16 protein-coding genes are annotated in these 16,810 nt (G+C 43.1%); 12 read left to right on the top strand and 4 right to left on the bottom strand.

Annotation, left to right across the window (positions count from 1 at the left end; genetic code table 11):
- Window positions 1-32: 32 nt before the first annotated feature.
- Together R2S67_RS04385 and R2S67_RS04380 are read left to right on the top strand one after the other, a co-directional pair.
- Window positions 33-1,394 carry a GGDEF domain-containing protein gene (locus R2S67_RS04385; protein WP_006742317.1) on the top strand — a complete coding sequence of 454 codons (1,362 nt, stop codon included), beginning with the start codon at window positions 33-35 and terminating at the stop codon, window positions 1,392-1,394.
- A gap of 136 nt (window positions 1,395-1,530) precedes the next feature.
- The gene (locus tag R2S67_RS04380) at window positions 1,531-2,418 is read left to right on the top strand and encodes a LysR family transcriptional regulator (RefSeq protein WP_046876026.1); all 888 of its coding nucleotides are present in this window, start codon (window positions 1,531-1,533) and stop codon (window positions 2,416-2,418) included.
- On the opposite strand, the gene R2S67_RS04375 is transcribed toward R2S67_RS04380, so the two are convergent.
- Complete coding sequence (locus R2S67_RS04375) at window positions 2,415-3,023, bottom strand: response regulator transcription factor (protein ID WP_258431194.1); 609 nt, start codon at window positions 3,021-3,023, stop codon at window positions 2,415-2,417. The genes R2S67_RS04380 and R2S67_RS04375 overlap by 4 nt on opposite strands.
- 478 nt (window positions 3,024-3,501) lie before the next feature.
- Between R2S67_RS04375 and R2S67_RS04370 the strand changes: the two genes are divergently transcribed.
- The gene (locus tag R2S67_RS04370) at window positions 3,502-4,482 is read left to right on the top strand and encodes a chemotaxis protein (protein WP_025998672.1); all 981 of its coding nucleotides are present in this window, start codon (window positions 3,502-3,504) and stop codon (window positions 4,480-4,482) included.
- A 48-nt stretch (window positions 4,483-4,530) separates the two neighbouring features.
- Here R2S67_RS04370 and R2S67_RS04365 read toward each other — a convergent pair whose 3' ends face one another.
- The gene (locus R2S67_RS04365) at window positions 4,531-5,067 is read right to left on the bottom strand and encodes a prepilin-type N-terminal cleavage/methylation domain-containing protein (RefSeq protein WP_161442907.1); all 537 of its coding nucleotides are present in this window, start codon (window positions 5,065-5,067) and stop codon (window positions 4,531-4,533) included.
- Between the two features lie 446 nt (window positions 5,068-5,513).
- Between R2S67_RS04365 and R2S67_RS04360 the strand changes: the two genes are divergently transcribed.
- The 4 genes from R2S67_RS04360 to R2S67_RS04345 all read left to right on the top strand — a co-directional run bounded on the left by R2S67_RS04360 (window position 5,514) and on the right by R2S67_RS04345 (window position 8,354).
- Window positions 5,514-6,236 (top strand): sulfite exporter TauE/SafE family protein, encoded by a 723-nt coding sequence (locus R2S67_RS04360; RefSeq protein ID WP_054867404.1) that lies wholly within the window; start codon window positions 5,514-5,516, stop codon window positions 6,234-6,236.
- Between the two features lie 101 nt (window positions 6,237-6,337).
- The gene (gene rarD / locus R2S67_RS04355; protein WP_317342478.1) at window positions 6,338-7,243 is read left to right on the top strand and encodes an EamA family transporter RarD; all 906 of its coding nucleotides are present in this window, start codon (window positions 6,338-6,340) and stop codon (window positions 7,241-7,243) included.
- A 197-nt stretch (window positions 7,244-7,440) separates the two neighbouring features.
- Window positions 7,441-7,827, top strand: a complete 387-nt coding sequence (locus R2S67_RS04350; protein WP_012842326.1) for an MAPEG family protein — start codon at window positions 7,441-7,443, stop codon at window positions 7,825-7,827.
- Window positions 7,821-8,354 carry a hypothetical protein gene (locus R2S67_RS04345; protein ID WP_046876030.1) on the top strand — a complete coding sequence of 178 codons (534 nt, stop codon included), beginning with the start codon at window positions 7,821-7,823 and terminating at the stop codon, window positions 8,352-8,354. Before R2S67_RS04350 ends, R2S67_RS04345 begins: the two co-directional genes overlap by 7 nt.
- 292 nt (window positions 8,355-8,646) lie before the next feature.
- On the opposite strand, the gene R2S67_RS04340 is transcribed toward R2S67_RS04345, so the two are convergent.
- Window positions 8,647-10,011 carry an endonuclease/exonuclease/phosphatase family protein gene (locus R2S67_RS04340; protein ID WP_046876031.1) on the bottom strand — a complete coding sequence of 455 codons (1,365 nt, stop codon included), beginning with the start codon at window positions 10,009-10,011 and terminating at the stop codon, window positions 8,647-8,649.
- Between the two features lie 352 nt (window positions 10,012-10,363).
- On the opposite strand from R2S67_RS04340, the gene R2S67_RS04335 reads away from it, so the two are divergent.
- Complete coding sequence (locus R2S67_RS04335) at window positions 10,364-12,469, top strand: M4 family metallopeptidase (RefSeq protein WP_301605592.1); 2,106 nt, start codon at window positions 10,364-10,366, stop codon at window positions 12,467-12,469.
- A 150-nt stretch (window positions 12,470-12,619) separates the two neighbouring features.
- Window positions 12,620-12,934, top strand: a complete 315-nt coding sequence (locus R2S67_RS04330) for a DMT family transporter (protein ID WP_005395239.1) — start codon at window positions 12,620-12,622, stop codon at window positions 12,932-12,934.
- Window positions 12,935-13,016: 82 nt separating this feature from the next.
- Here R2S67_RS04330 and R2S67_RS04325 read toward each other — a convergent pair whose 3' ends face one another.
- A complete protein-coding gene (locus R2S67_RS04325; protein WP_317342473.1) occupies window positions 13,017-13,922 on the bottom strand; it encodes a DMT family transporter in 906 nt (301 codons plus the stop codon).
- 184 nt (window positions 13,923-14,106) lie between these two features.
- On the opposite strand from R2S67_RS04325, the gene R2S67_RS04320 reads away from it, so the two are divergent.
- The 3 genes from R2S67_RS04320 to R2S67_RS04310 all read left to right on the top strand — a co-directional run bounded on the left by R2S67_RS04320 (window position 14,107) and on the right by R2S67_RS04310 (window position 16,791).
- Window positions 14,107-14,565, top strand: a complete 459-nt coding sequence (locus R2S67_RS04320) for an NUDIX hydrolase (protein WP_164665573.1) — start codon at window positions 14,107-14,109, stop codon at window positions 14,563-14,565.
- A gap of 115 nt (window positions 14,566-14,680) precedes the next feature.
- The gene (locus tag R2S67_RS04315; RefSeq protein WP_253658102.1) at window positions 14,681-15,253 is read left to right on the top strand and encodes a GNAT family N-acetyltransferase; all 573 of its coding nucleotides are present in this window, start codon (window positions 14,681-14,683) and stop codon (window positions 15,251-15,253) included.
- 125 nt (window positions 15,254-15,378) lie between these two features.
- Window positions 15,379-16,791 (top strand): coniferyl aldehyde dehydrogenase, encoded by a 1,413-nt coding sequence (locus R2S67_RS04310; RefSeq protein WP_317342470.1) that lies wholly within the window; start codon window positions 15,379-15,381, stop codon window positions 16,789-16,791.
- Window positions 16,792-16,810 lie beyond the last annotated feature (19 nt).

Here is a 16,810-nt window from a genome sequence, read left to right as displayed (position 1 = left end):
AACTTGCAAAAGTAGTGGGAACATAAAGTGTTATGAATGTAAGAAGTTTTGTTTCTTCTTTTGCGGTTGCGATGTTGTTATTTATTGTATCGGTGACCATGATTGGTGCTGTACTCATCTCTTATGAGGAGAAGCAGTTTAATACGTACGCTAACAATTTAGCAAAAACAAAGCAGAAGGTCATTCTGCTAGGCTTGTTGACCGAAGCTCAATTGGCGCAGTATGAAAACTTCAGTATCGAACAAATAGAAGTACTGACTGACTTCAGTTTTCAAGATGCAATTTATGCTTTAAAGCCGTATAAAAACCTAGATTATGTGGAAACTGTTGCTCGTAAAGCACTACACCAAGCAGAAGCTCATTTGTCCAATGTCTACGATAGAGAAGACGCCATATTGTACTTTCGTTCTTACACTAGTGACAAACTCATCTTAGAACGACCAATCCCAGCTCTAGAGGGATCTAAAGAGACGTTTGATATAGAATGGTGCAGAGTGAATTACGCTTGTATTCTTGCCGCGTGGAAAGAGCAGCTCTCCGACCGAGTTCTTATCTCTAAGCCCTTCAAAACCACGTATTCAGATGAGATGGCATTAAGTATCATGAGTCCCGTCTACTATAGAGGGAAGCTTGTCGGCGAATTTTCGGAACAACTGTATTTATCATCGCTTTATAATGAAGGCAAAGCCGTTGACGTAGAGGTTAGTAACGGAAATAAGCAGATAATTATTTACTTTCCGAGCTACCCCTTAGCTCATTTTGCTTACACTCAATCCTATGTTGCCGACAATAATAATCTTGTTATTTACCAATATCCGTTTAGTAAAATAGTGGTGGACTACAGCTTTATTCTTGTCATCTATTCTGTCGTAGCGTTCGCCTATTATCGAAAAGCCAATGAATCTAAACAGAGCAAAATTCAATTAGAAAATGCTCTGAGTGATGTAACGCAAGATGACTTGACCGGATTATTAAATCGGCGAGTATTTAAAGAAGAGCGGTTTAAACATCGAATGGAGGTTGAACCATACTCTATCATTGCGATTGACGGAAATCGTATCAAGAAGATTAATGATCGTTACGGACACCATGTTGGCGATGAAGTCATTGTTATTATTGCAGACTCAATGAGAAAGGTTTTTCGGAACAGTGACTACTTAGTCAGGACTGGTGGTGATGAGTTTATTGTAATTTTGCCCGGATGCAGCATGAGCAAAGCTTCCATGTTAGCGAAAAAGCTCCGTGGCGTTGTTAAACACAATCGTTTAAATACATTAGATATAGAGATCAGCGTTAGTACTGGTGTTGCTGTGCGCGAAGAGGATGAAACGCTGCAAGAGGTGATCGTGAGAGCAGATGAAGAGTTATATGAAATGAAAAAACAGCGTGTTTGAGGACAACAATACATAACCATGACATAACTGTTTGATAAATTTGACCAAGCAGTACCCTTGGTCTTTTATATTAGTCGAGCAATGCATAATGCTCCTTTGATTGCTGATTATCATAAGACCCAACTGGTACTTTATCGTGAACAAAGACCTTGATCTAAACCTATTAAAAATACTGGTTCTATTAGAAAAGCATCGTCAGCTTAAACCCGTAGCGAAAGCCTTGGGCAAGAGTGAGGCGTCGATCAGTAAATATCTTGCTCGCTTACGCATCCAACTTGGTGATGAACTATTCATTCGTCACCCACATCATTTAGAACCCACCAACTTTCTGATGCGTCAGCTACCCAAAATTGCAGATGCATTAGATAACTTAGAAACATGCCTAGTTCGATCAGAATTCAAACCAGAAAAATACAGTAAGGATATAACGGTCTGTTTACCCCAAACGGCTCAGTACTCATTTGGACACTTGTTGGCGATGGATTTAATGACGCTGTTTCCTAAAGCTCATATTACTGTCGCAACCATCACGGAATATACGGTGGACGAAATCCTTTTAGGCAAAGTGGATGCCCAGCTTCATTACTTCAATGATGAATTGCCAAAATCTATCCATCAGAAATTTATTGGCTACGCGCCTGCTGTGGTTGTTGTTCCGGAAGAGCTTGGGATCACCACTCTTGAAGAGGCTGCCAAACTACCATTTATTATGCTTGAAATTATCGGTTGGAAAGAGAAAGAGCAGCTTGCAAAACGAGCAATGGAGAATCACGGTATGGTGATCAATCGAATTGCAGCGCTAGATAACGTGAGCAGTGTGCTAAAGCTGCTCAAACAAAAAAAGGCGGCGACGGTTTTTCTGGAGTATCAGGCGCCAATCGAAGGATACCGTTTTATTCGTATTCCTGAATCTTATTACCCCAACGGCTGGCCAAAGGTTGTACTTCAGATGAAGCAAAGCCATCGTCACGACGCAATGCATCAGATATTAACCGATGCCATTGCAAAATATATGAAGAACTAACGATCGCATTGAATGTTTTCAGCGCTTGGGATCGTATGCAGTAATTCAATCAATGAATCTGCATGGTATTTTTTCAAAATACGAGTTTTGTAAGTGCTGATGGTTTTAGCGCTGAGCGATAGTTGTTCTGAAATACGTTTATTTGAATAGCCCTGAGCTAAGTAGTGGAACACCATGGCTTCGCGATTGGATAGCGTGACATCACCAGTAGAAGGAGCGTGAGTAGACTTAAACATAGAGTACCCACGTGAGACGCTCACAATCGCGTCAGTAATCGCTTCTTTTGTCTCGTTTTTATTCAAGAAACCATGAGCTCCAATCTCGTAAGCCGCTTTAGAAAGGCTGGAATAGTCGCGTGAAGAAATGAAAAGTAATTTACCTTGATAGCCCGTTGCTAAAATATTCTTCGCCAAACGCATACCATCTCGATCACCAAGGACAACGTCTAGAATAATAAAATCAATTTTTGTATTTCGAACTAAGTCCATTACTTCTGCGCTGTCTTTCGACTGAATGACTTCGGCTGTGTTGATTACGCTCTCAACAAGAGAAGTCAGTGCTTCGCTGTAAAGTGGTTGGTCATCAATGATAAGAACATTATTCAAATGGAGCCTCACTACTATCCGAACTGTCATACCGCCCAACGCAATATGATTGTATTAAGAGGGATTGTAGGAAAAACCTTTCTGATGGAAAGGAAAATGACATTTTCTATAATTGAAATTCACTGAGCACAATTGAATAAGATACTGTCGAATACGCCAATACACGAGGGATTTCATATGTGTGGGTATAGTGGTAGGCCAACGAAAAACATCAATATTAACCCTAAACTTTTCATCGAAATGGCCGCTAAAAGTGGGAAGGTAAGGTCGCACTAAGTTAACTCATGTTATCCTGTTCAAAAATGAGACATTTTTTCACAGTTTGATATGGAAATGTGCGTTGGCCGTCCTTTTGGTGGTTTACAAACTTTGTTGTAACGACTAAAAAGGATGCTTGGATTTTTAGCCTGAGAATGGCTTCTCATGGCGTTTGCATCAAACTTTTTCTGATGCGTATTTTGGTTGGATAATTGGCTTTATGAGTAACGTAACCAGCACCATTTTGACAGAAAGTGGTACCAATGAGCTTGAAATCATCGAATTTCATTTAGAAAAAACATTGCCGGATGGCAGCACAAAAACTTGTTATTACGGCATCAACGTTGCGAAAGTACGAGAAGTGATTCGCGTACCAGAGACAACCGATTATCCAAACGCACAACCTCACATGATCGGGGTGTTTTCGTCCAGAGATGTATTGACGCCTTTAGTAGATTTAGCTGGTTGGTTAGGTGTACCAACACGCCAGGACCTAGAGCGTAAGTTTGTTATCGTTACTGATTTCAACAAAATGACCAATGGCTTTCTAATTGATAGTATTTCACGTATTCATCGTATCTCTTGGAATGATGTGGAATCACCAAGTCAGTTTTTGGAAGCGGGCGAACAAGATTGTGTAGTGGCAGTTGTTCGCAAAGAAGGCAACCTGATCATGATTCTCGATTTTGAAAAAATCATCGCGGATATTAACCCAGAGCTGAGTATGGAAAAATACGATGTGAAAGGGGATAAGTCGGTAGATCTAAACCAGAGAATGGTGGGTAAGCGTAATGCTAAAACGATCATGGTGGTGGATGACTCAGCATTTATTCGCTCTTTGATTCAAGATACATTAGCGTCTTCAGGTTACAATGTGATCACTTGTAAAGACGGTGGTGAGGCTCATGAGAAATTAATGAGCTTAATCGAGGTCGCGAAAGAAGAAAACTTGCCAGTTAAAGAGCTGTTAGATGCGGTGGTTACGGACGTAGAAATGCCTCGAATGGATGGTATGCACTTAGTGAAGAGACTACGCGATACTGAAGCGTTTCATGAAATGCCGATCATTATGTTCTCATCATTGATGAGTGAGGATAACCGAGCGAAAGCACTGTCTCTTGGCGCAAATGATACGATTACCAAGCCAGAGATTGGCCGTATGGTGAATATGATGGATAAATACGTATTTAACTTTGCGTAAACAAACCCGATAAGATTAAAAATAAGGCTGCCGATGGGCAGCCTTATCTTATTGTGGGCATGGAAGAATTTTTAAGGTGTAACTTTCGTTTGGAGCCTGCGGTGGTCCATATAAAATCCCACATTGAGTTAAACTGCTATTTTTATCATCTCTTGCTGAAATAACTACTTTAATGTTATTAGTTTGAACAATTTTCCAGTCACTATCTCCATACTGATTCTCAAGTTCTGAGACTAATATAGCTAAGCTTGTTTCATCTGCATCTGGGTAACCGTACCTAAATGTACAGCTAAGAGAGCCATTCAACTCACAGCCTGAGAAAGGCAAATTTTCAGGGCCTTTACCTGAACCTGCGTCTGTGTGTTTGTTTGATATATATGGATAGTGTTCCAACCCTGCAATCGCCATTTTCCCATAACCGACACCAAGCGCTGATGCAATTGCGCCCTTCATGCCTTCTAAACGCGCTTCACGCGCATCACTTTGAAGGTTTAAAAAGCGTGGTGCGGCAGTGACAGCAAGAATGCCAAGCACGACAATAACTACGACTAACTCTATTAGAGTAAATCCAGTTTGTTTTCTCATATTATTTTCACAGCAAGTTAAAGGTAGAAAAAGTAACACTGACCGTACACTTGTTGTTGTGTAAATAAGTACGGTAATGACAAAATGATCAATAGTATAAAGCGATGAGTCATAAAGTGCTATACCGACGTAGTGAGAATCGGCTACGCCTACATAGAGCGGGAGGAGGGGGCAAAGATCTAATGCGGCCGTTTTTGAGCAGTCATTAATTCCGTGGAAGAAATGCTGCATGAACAGTCGAGCATGAATTCGCCTAGATATAAGCATACGTGTACATCGGCTGAATGAAAGGCGAAAAGAAGTGACGGCAAACTGCACAAATGGATTGTCTTTTTGTTCACTTTGATGAATGCTACGCGAGATTCATATCACAATACACTCGACGCATTCGCCGTGCGAATGTGCTTTGGTTTCGTGTTTGGCTGTCAAATATAAGAATAATCTAAATGGAATTCGATTCGATAAACTTGCTTGCGATAGGGCTAATATTTCTTGGCTCTTATGTACAAACCGCAATAGGCTTTGGCTTGGCAATTGTTGCCGCACCTTTACTGATTCTTTGGGCGCCGGAGTATGTGCCTGCACCAATCTGTTTAGTCGCGTTATTTATTTCGTTGATGAATGCGATGAAGCACCGCAGTAGTGTTGAAATCGGCGGTTTAAAAATGGCATTGATTGGGCGTGTGCCCGGATCGGTCGCTGGCGGCTTGCTACTGTTTTTTGTCTCGACTCAAGCCCTTACACTTTGGATTGGTTTTTTGGTGTTATTCGCGGTTGTGGTGAGTGTTTTACCGTTTCGGGTTGAACCCACACCATCGCGTATGACATTAGCAGGATTCTTTTCAGGATTGTTTGGTACCAGTTCGGCGATTGGAGGCCCACCGATGGCGTTGTTGTTGCAACATCAAGAAGCGAATCAGTTACGTGGTAACCTGTCGGCATTTTTTGTTTTCAGTTCCATCATTTCGCTCGTTGTTCAAATTCCCGCTGGTTTCTTCACATTACACCATTTGGTGATTACTATTCCGCTGTTACCTGCGGCAGCACTTGGGTATTGGCTCGCGATGAAAACCACCCAATCGTTACCAAAAGAAAAAATTCGGTTTGGAGCACTTATGTTGTGTTTTGTGAGTGGGTTTACAGCAGTAGTACAAGCGTTGAACCAATAATGCCCTCAGCATCTTAAACTTACAGGGATATCGCGTTCCTTTTATTATGCATAGCGCGATTTGTTTGCGCTGACTTATTCGTTTAGATGAGCGATAGTTTTATGAATAACACTCGTTATGGCACTTTTATGGCAGCATTCTCCTTTGTAATTTGGGGGCTGCTACCCATTTATTATCGTTATTTACCGAATGCTTCAATGGATGAGTTGCTGGCATGGCGAATCATCGGCTCAGTTCCGGTCGGTTTTTTAATTGTGCTTGGTATAACCCGTCGAGGACCGAATTGGAAAGAAATCTGGTGTGACAAAAAATCTTTGTGGTACACGTTTGTCGCGAGCAGTTTGATGTGTATTTCATGGAGTGCGTTCACTTGGGCTTTGACTCACCATCGAGTCATTGATGCAAGCTTAGGCTTTTTTATTGGACCGTTAGTGTCAGTGGCGCTAGGCGTGTTTATTCTTGGAGATAAGCTTTCAAAAGGTAAACTCATCGCAATTGTGCTAGCAACAATTGGTGTGGTGTATCAAGTGATTCATTATGGCCAGTTGCCTGTTATCGCACTAACGATGGGGTTGTTCTTTGCTTTGTATGGCTTGTACAAGAAGAAGATAGCATACGACTGGAGCACCACCTTGTTTGTTGAGGCCCTGCTATTGACTCCAGTTGCCGTGGCGTATTTGTTTTACAAACAATGGACAGTGGGTGAGTTGGCTTCAGGCGTAGATATCACAACATTGCTTTTGTACTTTGGCAGCGCACCGATCACGCTTTTACCACTGATTTTTTATTCTATCGCGATACGTATAACAAACTTATCGACAGTTGGTTTAATGCAATATATTGAACCAAGCTTGCAATTTGTTTTGGCTGTGATGTTTTTCGGTGAACTGTTTGATGAAGTTAAAGCAGTGACTTTTGCCTTTATTTGGGTGGGGCTGTTATTTACAATCTTTGAAAGTATTGTCAAAGGGCATAAGCGTAAAAAGCTGGCCAATCATCCTTTATAGTGCACCATTCTTGAATATTCACGATTTCACTCTCACGCCCTCTATTCGAGGGCGTTTTTAGTTCCATAAAGTATTCTCTTACTCGTTTTCTTATAAGCATAATTTGAGGTTAATTGACGCATTATCATTAGGATACCGCTATATTTATAGCCAAGTGACACGCTATATAATGAAAACCGGATCAAAAAGGACGACATATGATCACAGCTCTATACGCTAGCATTCTTGCAATACTGATTATTTGGTTGGCCGTTCAAGTGATTAAGCAGCGTCGCTTAAATCAGGTTGCTTATGCTGACGGAGGAGTAGAGGCTCTCCAAATCGCTCGTAGTGCACAGAGTAACGCGACAGAATATATCCCCATTACTCTGATTCTAATGGCACTATTAGAATTCAATAGCGCTTACCCAACCTGGATACATCTCACAGGCATTATTTTCGTGATCGGTCGGATTATCCATGCTCGAGGTATATTGAAAGAGGACTTAAAAAGGCGTGTTAGGGGCATGCAGGTGACATTCCTAGTGATACTTTCTCTGGTTGTGCTGAATATGATTTATCTTCCGTACGATAAGCTATGGTAAGTCTTCGTAGCTATATCCCGCCGCCATGGGTACTCGTTCTGATTGGGTTAGTACTGAATATTGGCGCGATCGTTCTTACTAGCTTGGTCCTTGATAGGCTTGGCAAACAGTATTCGCAACTCGCAGAGCAAAAGGCGGAAAACTTGTATTCCATCCAACTCGCGTGGAATAGCGTTGAAACTCTAGAAAGAAAAAGAGAGGCGTTGCTGCTTCACTTGCACATAGGTCAGAGCGCAGCGATACCTTCGGAGATAGAGCAGATAGTGGAAGGGCACTTATCCTCTTGGACTCATCACGAATCGGATGAAATACAAATAGATAAACTCCCTCAGCTAATGTCAAAGATAAACCAAGCACAAGCTTCGTATAGAGATCGCATTGATGACTATTACATTGAGAATGTAGAGCTCAATGAGATAATGGCAAAGCAAGATGAAAAGATCGCTTGGTACAAGAATATCGGGCTCTTCTTGCAAGTATTCGGACTCGCATTAATCCTCGCACGTGATTTGGCTAGGAAGCCATAGAACAAAAGTTAACCGTAGGGGTTATTGCGAAATGCCAATTATAATTTGCAAATTGCAATTCATTGAGTGAGCAAACAGTGGCTATTGGTGAAGTTTTAATGAAAGTGGTTAAATAACAACCTGTTTTTGTGCGCTACAAAGTTGGCACGTCTCATGCTTTAGTATGAATGACCCTTTCTAAGCCGAGGGTCACCTAGCCAACTGACGTTGTTAGTGAACCACTTTGTTCACAAATATATACAGCCAATCACGAATCCTTGTGGTTGGTTTTTTTTTATTTAAATGGCACAGTTTAGAACTGTGCTTTAATCCAGATCATGCGATGGTCGGAAGACACATCTTTGCCATCACCATACTTGCCGATACGCGCATCGTTAAATAGCTTACGACCTTCTTCATAAGAAGCTGACCAGTATACACCAGAGTCCACCACATTTAGGTTTGCAGAAGGCAAGGCATAATCTACACCTAAGCCAAACGTCGAAGTGATGCGATTCGTATATGGGTGAGTGGAGCTGCGGTCAACAGCGTGTTCGGCTGCCCCAAAGCTTGTCGGATAAAGCTCGCCATTCATCACGGTTTGGTTAACCAATGGATCATTATGCAGTTCTTGCATTACAGAGCTAATACCGTCACCGGCTACTGGATCAAGGTTTTGATCGCCCATCATTACGAATTTAGCCCCGCTCGCTAAGCCACCTTGCTTACCTGCATCGTCGTAGAAATAGTCTTTACCTTGAATGTAGTGATGCCAGAACTCTACTTCGGCTGCGTTTTGCGCTTTGTTTTTACCTGGGTCGAATACTGGTGGAGTAGGGTGCGACATCAGTAGATGCACAACTTCCTCGCCATTGCGAGTCGGAATGATAATTGGTGCATCTACGTGGTTTTTAGAAGATAGGCGTACTTGATCCCATTCTTCTGCAGAGTACCACTCATCACCACACTTCATGCCATCTGGAATCTTTTGTGAGCCGTCACAGATAGTAATGGTTGGAATCTTCGCACCTTCCATATCTTTCCATTTAAACGCTTGGAACGTACGCGTATTTGCCGTATCAATCTTGTATTTAGACATTAGGGCAAAGGCATATTGACCGTGGTACATGCCAAAGCCCCATGCATCGCCCGGCATTTGACCTGCTGTTCCATTGTTGTCGAGGTCAAACTCGCTTAGCAAACCTGTGTTGGTAGAGTAAGACTCCGCGAAAGGATATTCGATAGGTTCAAGGTTCGCTTCACCGCCTGCACCATTGATGCTTTGCGCGACAGACAGGTAGTTCTTCTGGAAGCCTTCAAGGGCAGCTTTGTTTTCGCCTGTTCCGTCGTTGTTGTATTCCGCCATCATAAGAACGTCAGGGCGATTCTTCTGAATAATCGCAGCAACGTTTCGAATTTGAATGACTTTTTCCGCAGTGGTTTTGTCTTCAGCGGCGATAGAACCGTCTAAATAGGCGGTAACCAATACAGTTTGCTGCGCTGGTTCAATTTGCATTTCACTCACTAAAGCTTCAAAAGTTGCACGGTCAAAAGAGAGGTTGTAAGTCGCTATTTTTACTTCTTTAGGCTGAACATTGACGTATTCAGTGTCGTCATTACATCCAGATAATAGAGCGGCGCCAACCAGGAGAGCGATAGAGGTTTTGATTGTTTTCATGGGTACGTCATACCTTATAATTGATTCGGCTGAATATTAAAGTCATCAGTAATTGTTTTAAGCGATATCAATCACACAAACGTTTTCATTTTTACATGTTCAATTAGTTTTTGTGTGATTTGTGCAATAAATGCGACACTTTCAACACCAAAAGGTTATATGCAAATTGTTAAAAAACGGTGTCGCTTTTAATAGATGAAATGGCACTAAAACATAAGCTGTATGATTGTGTGTGCTAAAATCAATGAGCGGGATGATTACGATAAGTTTGACTTCACTTTCGGGTGAGAAACAAACAAATAAGAACTGGTCAGTTTGGCTTTGCTATTGATGCAAAATAGGGGGCTAACCGATGGGTTCAGTATCAAACTACCAGAGCAGGTTATTTGTCACGGCAATGCTTGCTTCACCACTTCTTTTTTCAACATCTTTATCCGCCGCTCAGTCCGAACGGCTAGAGAAAAACCATGGTCTTGTTGTTGCTTTAGAAAAACGCAACCTTGCAGCCACACAAAATATAGATCGTGTGTTAGGTTTACAAAATGGAAATCGTGTACAAAAGCTGAAAACCAACAAAGGTAAAAACGGCGGTACGCATAGTCGTTATCAGCAGATGTTTAAAGGCGTCCCGATTTGGGGCAAGCAAATTGTCGTACATCGTGATAAACAGGGCCAAATCAAGCACATCAACGGCACTCTCGTAAAGGATATTGCCCGAGATATCAATGACATGGTGCCTAGATTGTCGCTTTCTCAAGTAATGTCTTCAACGCAAAAGCCGTACCGTGAAAACGGATACCAAATAGAGAATCAGCGCCAAGGTTTACGTATTTATGTCGATAAAAGTGACGTGGCGCACTTAGCTTATATTGTCCAATTTTTTGCTGATAATGAACATGGAGGTAAGCCTACACGCCCCACCTTTCTTGTTGATGCTAAAACAGGAAACATTTTGCTGCAATATGAGGGGTTAGCGCACGTAGAAGCGGATGGTCCAGGAGGAAACCAAAAAATTGGTCGTTATCATTATGGTGTGGACTTTGAGTCTCTATTAGTCCAGCAATCCGGTGATACGTGTTTGATGGACATTTCTGGCGTGGTCAAAACCATCAACTTGAATGGTAGGACGTCTGGCAATACACATACGTTCGTTTGTCCAACCAATAGTGTTAAAGAAATTAATGGAGCGTACAGCCCGTTAAACGATGCGCATTACTTTGGCAAAGTGGTATACGACATGTACAAAGATTGGCTAAATACCGCTCCCTTAACGTTTCAGCTTCAAATGCGAGTGCATTACCGCAAACGCTATGAAAACGCCTTTTGGAATGGCTCGAGTATGACTTTTGGCGACGGTGCGAGTTATTTCTATCCTTTAGTGAGTTTAGATGTCTCAGCGCACGAGGTTAGCCATGGATTTACAGAACAAAACTCTGATCTGATTTATTCAGAGCAATCTGGCGGAATCAATGAGGCTTTCTCAGATATGGCAGGTGAGGCGGCTGAATTCTATTCACGTGGTTCTAACGATTGGAAAGTTGGGTACGATATTAGAAAGGCTGCCAATGCGGCGTTGCGCTATATGGATAATCCGCCCCTTGATGGTCGTTCAATTGATCACGCGTCTCAGTATGTGAGTGGCATGGATGTGCATTATTCAAGTGGTGTATTTAACAAAGCGTTTTATCTATTGGCGGTTGAGTACAATTGGGGAACGCGACAGGCGTTCGAGGTTTTTGCGTACGCTAACCAGAACTACTGGACGCCAAGCGAAACGTTTGACTCTGCAGCTGCGGGTGTATTGGCGGCCGCCCAAAGCTTAAACGTGGCGGCGAATGATGTAGCCGACGCTTTTTCTCAGGTCGGTGTTTCAGTTGATGGCGGAGTCGTCGAGCCACCATCTAGCACGTGTGAGGCTATCGCCCTAAACAATGGTGTTTCCAGCAACATAGACTCTTCATCTACTGGTGAGTGGCATTGTTTTACGATTGATGTGCCTACCAACAGTTCAGACTTTATTGTTACCACATCGGGAGTAAACGGCGATGCGGATCTTTATGTTAAGCTGGGAAGTGAACCAAGTTTAACCAACTACGATTGTCGCTCATACAGTGGCAACAGTAATGAAGCATGTAGTATTACTTCTCCGAATGAAGGAACGTGGCACATTGGTGTGTACGCTTACAGCAGCTACAGTAACTTGAATGTGGAAGCAAGTTATGTAGGAGAAGAGGCGCCACCACCATCTGATGAAGTTACTACACAATCGATCAACAATGGTAAAACATGGACGGCGATTATTACTGGTTCTGGCTTGATGAATGGCGTGTGGAATGTTATTTCAAATACGCCGTGTGATAACGATAACGAGTGCAGTTTATCCGGTATCGGAAAGAAAACCAGTGAGGTTAGCTTTACGTTGACGGATGGTACCGTATTCATCATCGCTAAGCCCTAGCGATTTTTATGTAAAGAGGCCCTGAAATATCAGGGCCTTATTTTTTTACGTTCAATTTTCTGTATATAATAGCGAGTCACAAAGAAGTGAGGACGACCTCACCGCTCTATCTTTTCTCGGGGACGACCCCATCTCGTTGGGAAATATGACATGGCTTGGGGAATTCTCTTCATTGCTGGCTTATGCGAAGTGGCATGGGCTGTCGGACTAAAATACTCACAAGGTTTTACCAAATTGGCGGCATCTGGCTTTACCGTTACGTTTATGGTGTTGAGCTTTTGGTTACTTGGAATTGCATTAAGGACGCTACCACTCGGTATCGCTTACGGCGTTTGGGTAGGTATAGGAGCGATTGGAACGGCAATCGTCAGTATCTACATATTTAACGAGCCCGCGACGCTGATAAAATTGCTGAGTTTACTGCTTATTGTTGCCGGTATCGCTGGATTAAAATTATCCGCTTAACGTCAGGTTAAACATAAAAAGAAAGCCAGAGTCGACTCTGGCTTTTTACGTTTTAGTGTTATCTCGCTTTGGGGCTGAAGGGTTAAGCGCTGCGCTTAACGAATGGCAATCGCAAATGGTGGCCAAATACGTTAATGAGTGCGCCCGCTACAATTAGTGCACCACCGATGTATGTCCAGATGAGCGGGATTTCGCCGAAGAAAATGATGCCTAACAACACAGAAAATACGATCTGAATATACGAGTAAGCAGACGCTTTGCCCGCTTGCTGAGTTTGCATTGCTTTGGTTAATCCCAATTGCCCAACTTGGGTGAATACACCAACCAAAACCAACATGAAAGTCAGATACAGGTCGGGCATAACAAAATCATCGCCAATCAGTAAGAGTGAAGCGGGTAGAGCAACCAGAGGGAAATAGAAAATGATCACTGAACTATCTTCAGTTTGGCTAAGTTTTCTAACAATGACATAAGCAATTGAGCTACCAAATGCGCCCAAGATCGCAATCATTACGCTAAACATAGGTAAAGTGCGCTCTGCTTCTTGTCCTGCTTCTGGACTTACCATTATATAGATGCCGAGTAAGCATAAGGCAATACAAAGGAACGTCGATGGTTGAATGCGTTCCTTCAAGAAAAAGACGGCTAGGAGCGCAGTAAATATTGGGTGAATGTATTGGAATATGGTCGCTTCTGCCAAAGGTAAGGTGGTCACTGAATAATATACGCACATCAATGCCATTGTGCCCACTGCGCCACGCGCAAACAGTAATGGCTTATCATTGCCCCATACAGAAATTCGTTTTCGCTTAACATCTAAATAGCTGATAACAAGTGAGACGAGTGCCCTCGCTGCAACAATCTCAAATACAGGGATACCATGAAGACTGACATGCTTTACTGTGGCAGACATTAGCGCGAAACCGAATGCGGAGAGCACCATAAAGCGCACACCAATGGGAACCAGAGTGTTGAATGAATTAGACATTTTACTGCTCATTTGTTGCGACAGATCGCACTTTAGCATACTCAGCTCACAAAATGATCAGTGATATTCAAACACATCTGTCGAGAGTGAGAATAAGCAGTAGACTATGGGTTCTCAAGCAACCCTATCTTTCATTCGCGCATGGAGCGCATCTAGGAAATATCTAGATATTTAAGGAGTATACATGATCCCAGTACAAGCGACGCATACTTCTGGCGTTGTCATTTCTAAAATTGATGGCGTCGATAAAATGCTGTTGCTCAAACGTGTTAAAGGTGGTTATTGGTGCCATGTTGCTGGTGGTGTAGAGGCCGGTGAAACCGGATGGCAAACTATTCTCAGAGAACTGAAAGAAGAGACGCAAATTGACGATGTTGAGTTACATACTGCAGACTTTCTAGAACAGTTCTACGAAGCAAAAAATAACCGCATCATGGTTATTCCATGCTTCGTAATGTTTTGTCCACCTAACCAATCGGTTGTACTTAACGAAGAACACACAGAGTATTGTTGGTGTACGCTTGAAGAAGCAAAACGACTAGCTCCGTTTGCAAATCAACACCACCTTTACGAACATGTGTGGAGGCATTACGTGGATGTGGAGTCGTTGACGCCATTTACGTTAATTGAACAAACAGACTAGACGAGATAGCCATCCTTTTAAGCACGTTTGACATAACGAATATGGAAGTTTGTTCTCAGCGCAATGAGGCGGTAGGATTTGTGAGTAGTGTTTACTGAAAAAAGGGATAAAGTGGATGGATGAGGTCATGTGCCCAAAGGCGTATCAAGGAAATAGCATGCAGGCCAGTTTTTCTGTTTCAGAAAGGGTCTCAATTGAGCCTCTCACCACCAAACATGCGACCGTTTTACTGGAAGTGGTGAACACGTATCGAAACAGCCTCTCTGGCTATTTGCCTTGGACGGACTTTGTGACCAACCGTAGAGAAGCGGTGAACTACATCTCTCAGCGCGTGAACAGCAAAGCGTTAGATGCCCACTGGTGCGCTATTTATTTTGATGGGCAGTTTACGGGTGTTATTGGCATTAAAGGTGTGGATTCGCACACACGCGTCACTGAGATTGGCTATTGGCTTGCCAACAATGGGCGAGGACACCGAGTGATCGACCAAGTACTCGCGGTGTTGATTCCTTTTTTGAAGCAGAAAGGGCACGCGCAATTCATCCAATTCCACTGTATGGAAGACAACATCGCCAGTATCAGTATTGCTGAGCGTGCTGGTGCCACATTAAAAGAATATGTTGATCACGAGTTCGAGACGCTTGACCGCTCTCAACGGCTCGGCATTTATGAGTTGCGCCTGACTTAGCTCCAAACCCACTGGTATTTTAATCAGAGTTCGAACTCTAATTTCGCGAGCGCTACAATAGTAACATTGTTGCGCTCGTGTTAATTTGGAGCGTCATCGGTTGAAACTAGGTTAGGAGAAGCATCATGAACGCAATCGCAGAGGTTGAAGTGGACAGCTCGTTACAACAAAGCCTTGATCGCTTAAAAGCGGCGTATGCCGCCGAACCTTATCCTAGTCTGGATGAACGTAAGCAGCGCCTTGTCTTGCTAAAACAAGCTCTGATCGCGAATAAACAAGCATTGGTGGAAGCGCTGAGTGAGGATTTTGGCTATCGTTCCGAATTTGATACCGCCATGACCGACGTTTTGCCGACGGTCTCGCACATCAATTACACCATCAAGCAGCTAAAAAAGTGGTGCAAACCAAGTAAGCGTGAATCCGGTCTGTTGCTTGCTCCGTCGAAAGTGACTGTTCAGTATCAGCCACTCGGCGTGGTCGGGATCATTTCGCCGTGGAATTTTCCTGTCATTTTGAGCCTTGCGCCTTTAGTTACTGCTTTGGCCGCAGGTAACCGTGTGATGATGAAGCTCAGCGAATTTACGCCCAAAACCAATAAAGTCATCGTCAATATTTGTCGCGAGTTGTCTGAATATGTCGAAGTATTTGAAGGAGAAGCGGACGTTGCCCAATCCTTCAGTCAACTGCCATTCGATCATCTTTTGTTTACAGGCTCGACAAATGTTGGTCGCGCTGTGGCAAAAGCAGCGGCAGATAACCTGACTCCAGTGACGTTAGAGCTGGGCGGGAAATCACCGGTGATCATTGCAGAAGATGCAGACATGAAGAAAACCGTTGATGCGATTTTGTTTGGTAAATGCATCAATGCTGGCCAGATTTGTGTGGCGCCAGATTACGCGTTTGTACCACAAGAACGCGTCGAAGAGTTCATTACGCTGTTCTTAAAACGTTTTGAAAAACTCTATTTGAAATCCAACAAGAATCAAAAGCTGACCCATATTATCAATCAACGACAGTATGATCGTTTGACTGCGCTGCTTGAGGATGCCAAAGCTCAGGGCGCAAGCATCCATACTGTTGAAGCGTCACCTCAACAGGAAAGGCTTTTGTATCCTCATTTGATCACAGACGTGTCGACAGATATGCGCATCATGCAAGAGGAAATATTTGGGCCATTTCTACCCATCAAGCCTTACAAAGCGGTAGATGAAGCGATTGACTACATTAATCAGCACCAGCGACCACTTGCGCTGTATGTTATGTCGGACAACAAATCGACCATCAGGCATATTGTACGCAACACACACAGTGGCGGCGTCGGCATTAACGACACGGTATTACACGTTGGCGCTGAGGATGCGCCTTTCGGTGGCGTTGGTGAATCAGGCATTGGTCATTATCACGGAGTGGAAGGATTCAGAACTTTTAGCCACGCGAAAACCGTACTCCACACGCCGAAATGGCTACCAAGGACGGGGGCATTAATGCGTCGCAGAGCTATGGCGATAAAAGCGATACAAAAGATTTTTGTTCGATAGTGGTTGGATTGTTAAAAAC

The sequence above is a fragment of the Vibrio sp. T13N genome, assembly GCF_032970445.1.
GTDB lineage: Bacteria > Pseudomonadota > Gammaproteobacteria > Enterobacterales > Vibrionaceae > Vibrio > Vibrio diabolicus.
Note: the sequence above shows the minus strand (reverse complement) of the source record. Positions and strands in the feature narration are given on the sequence as shown.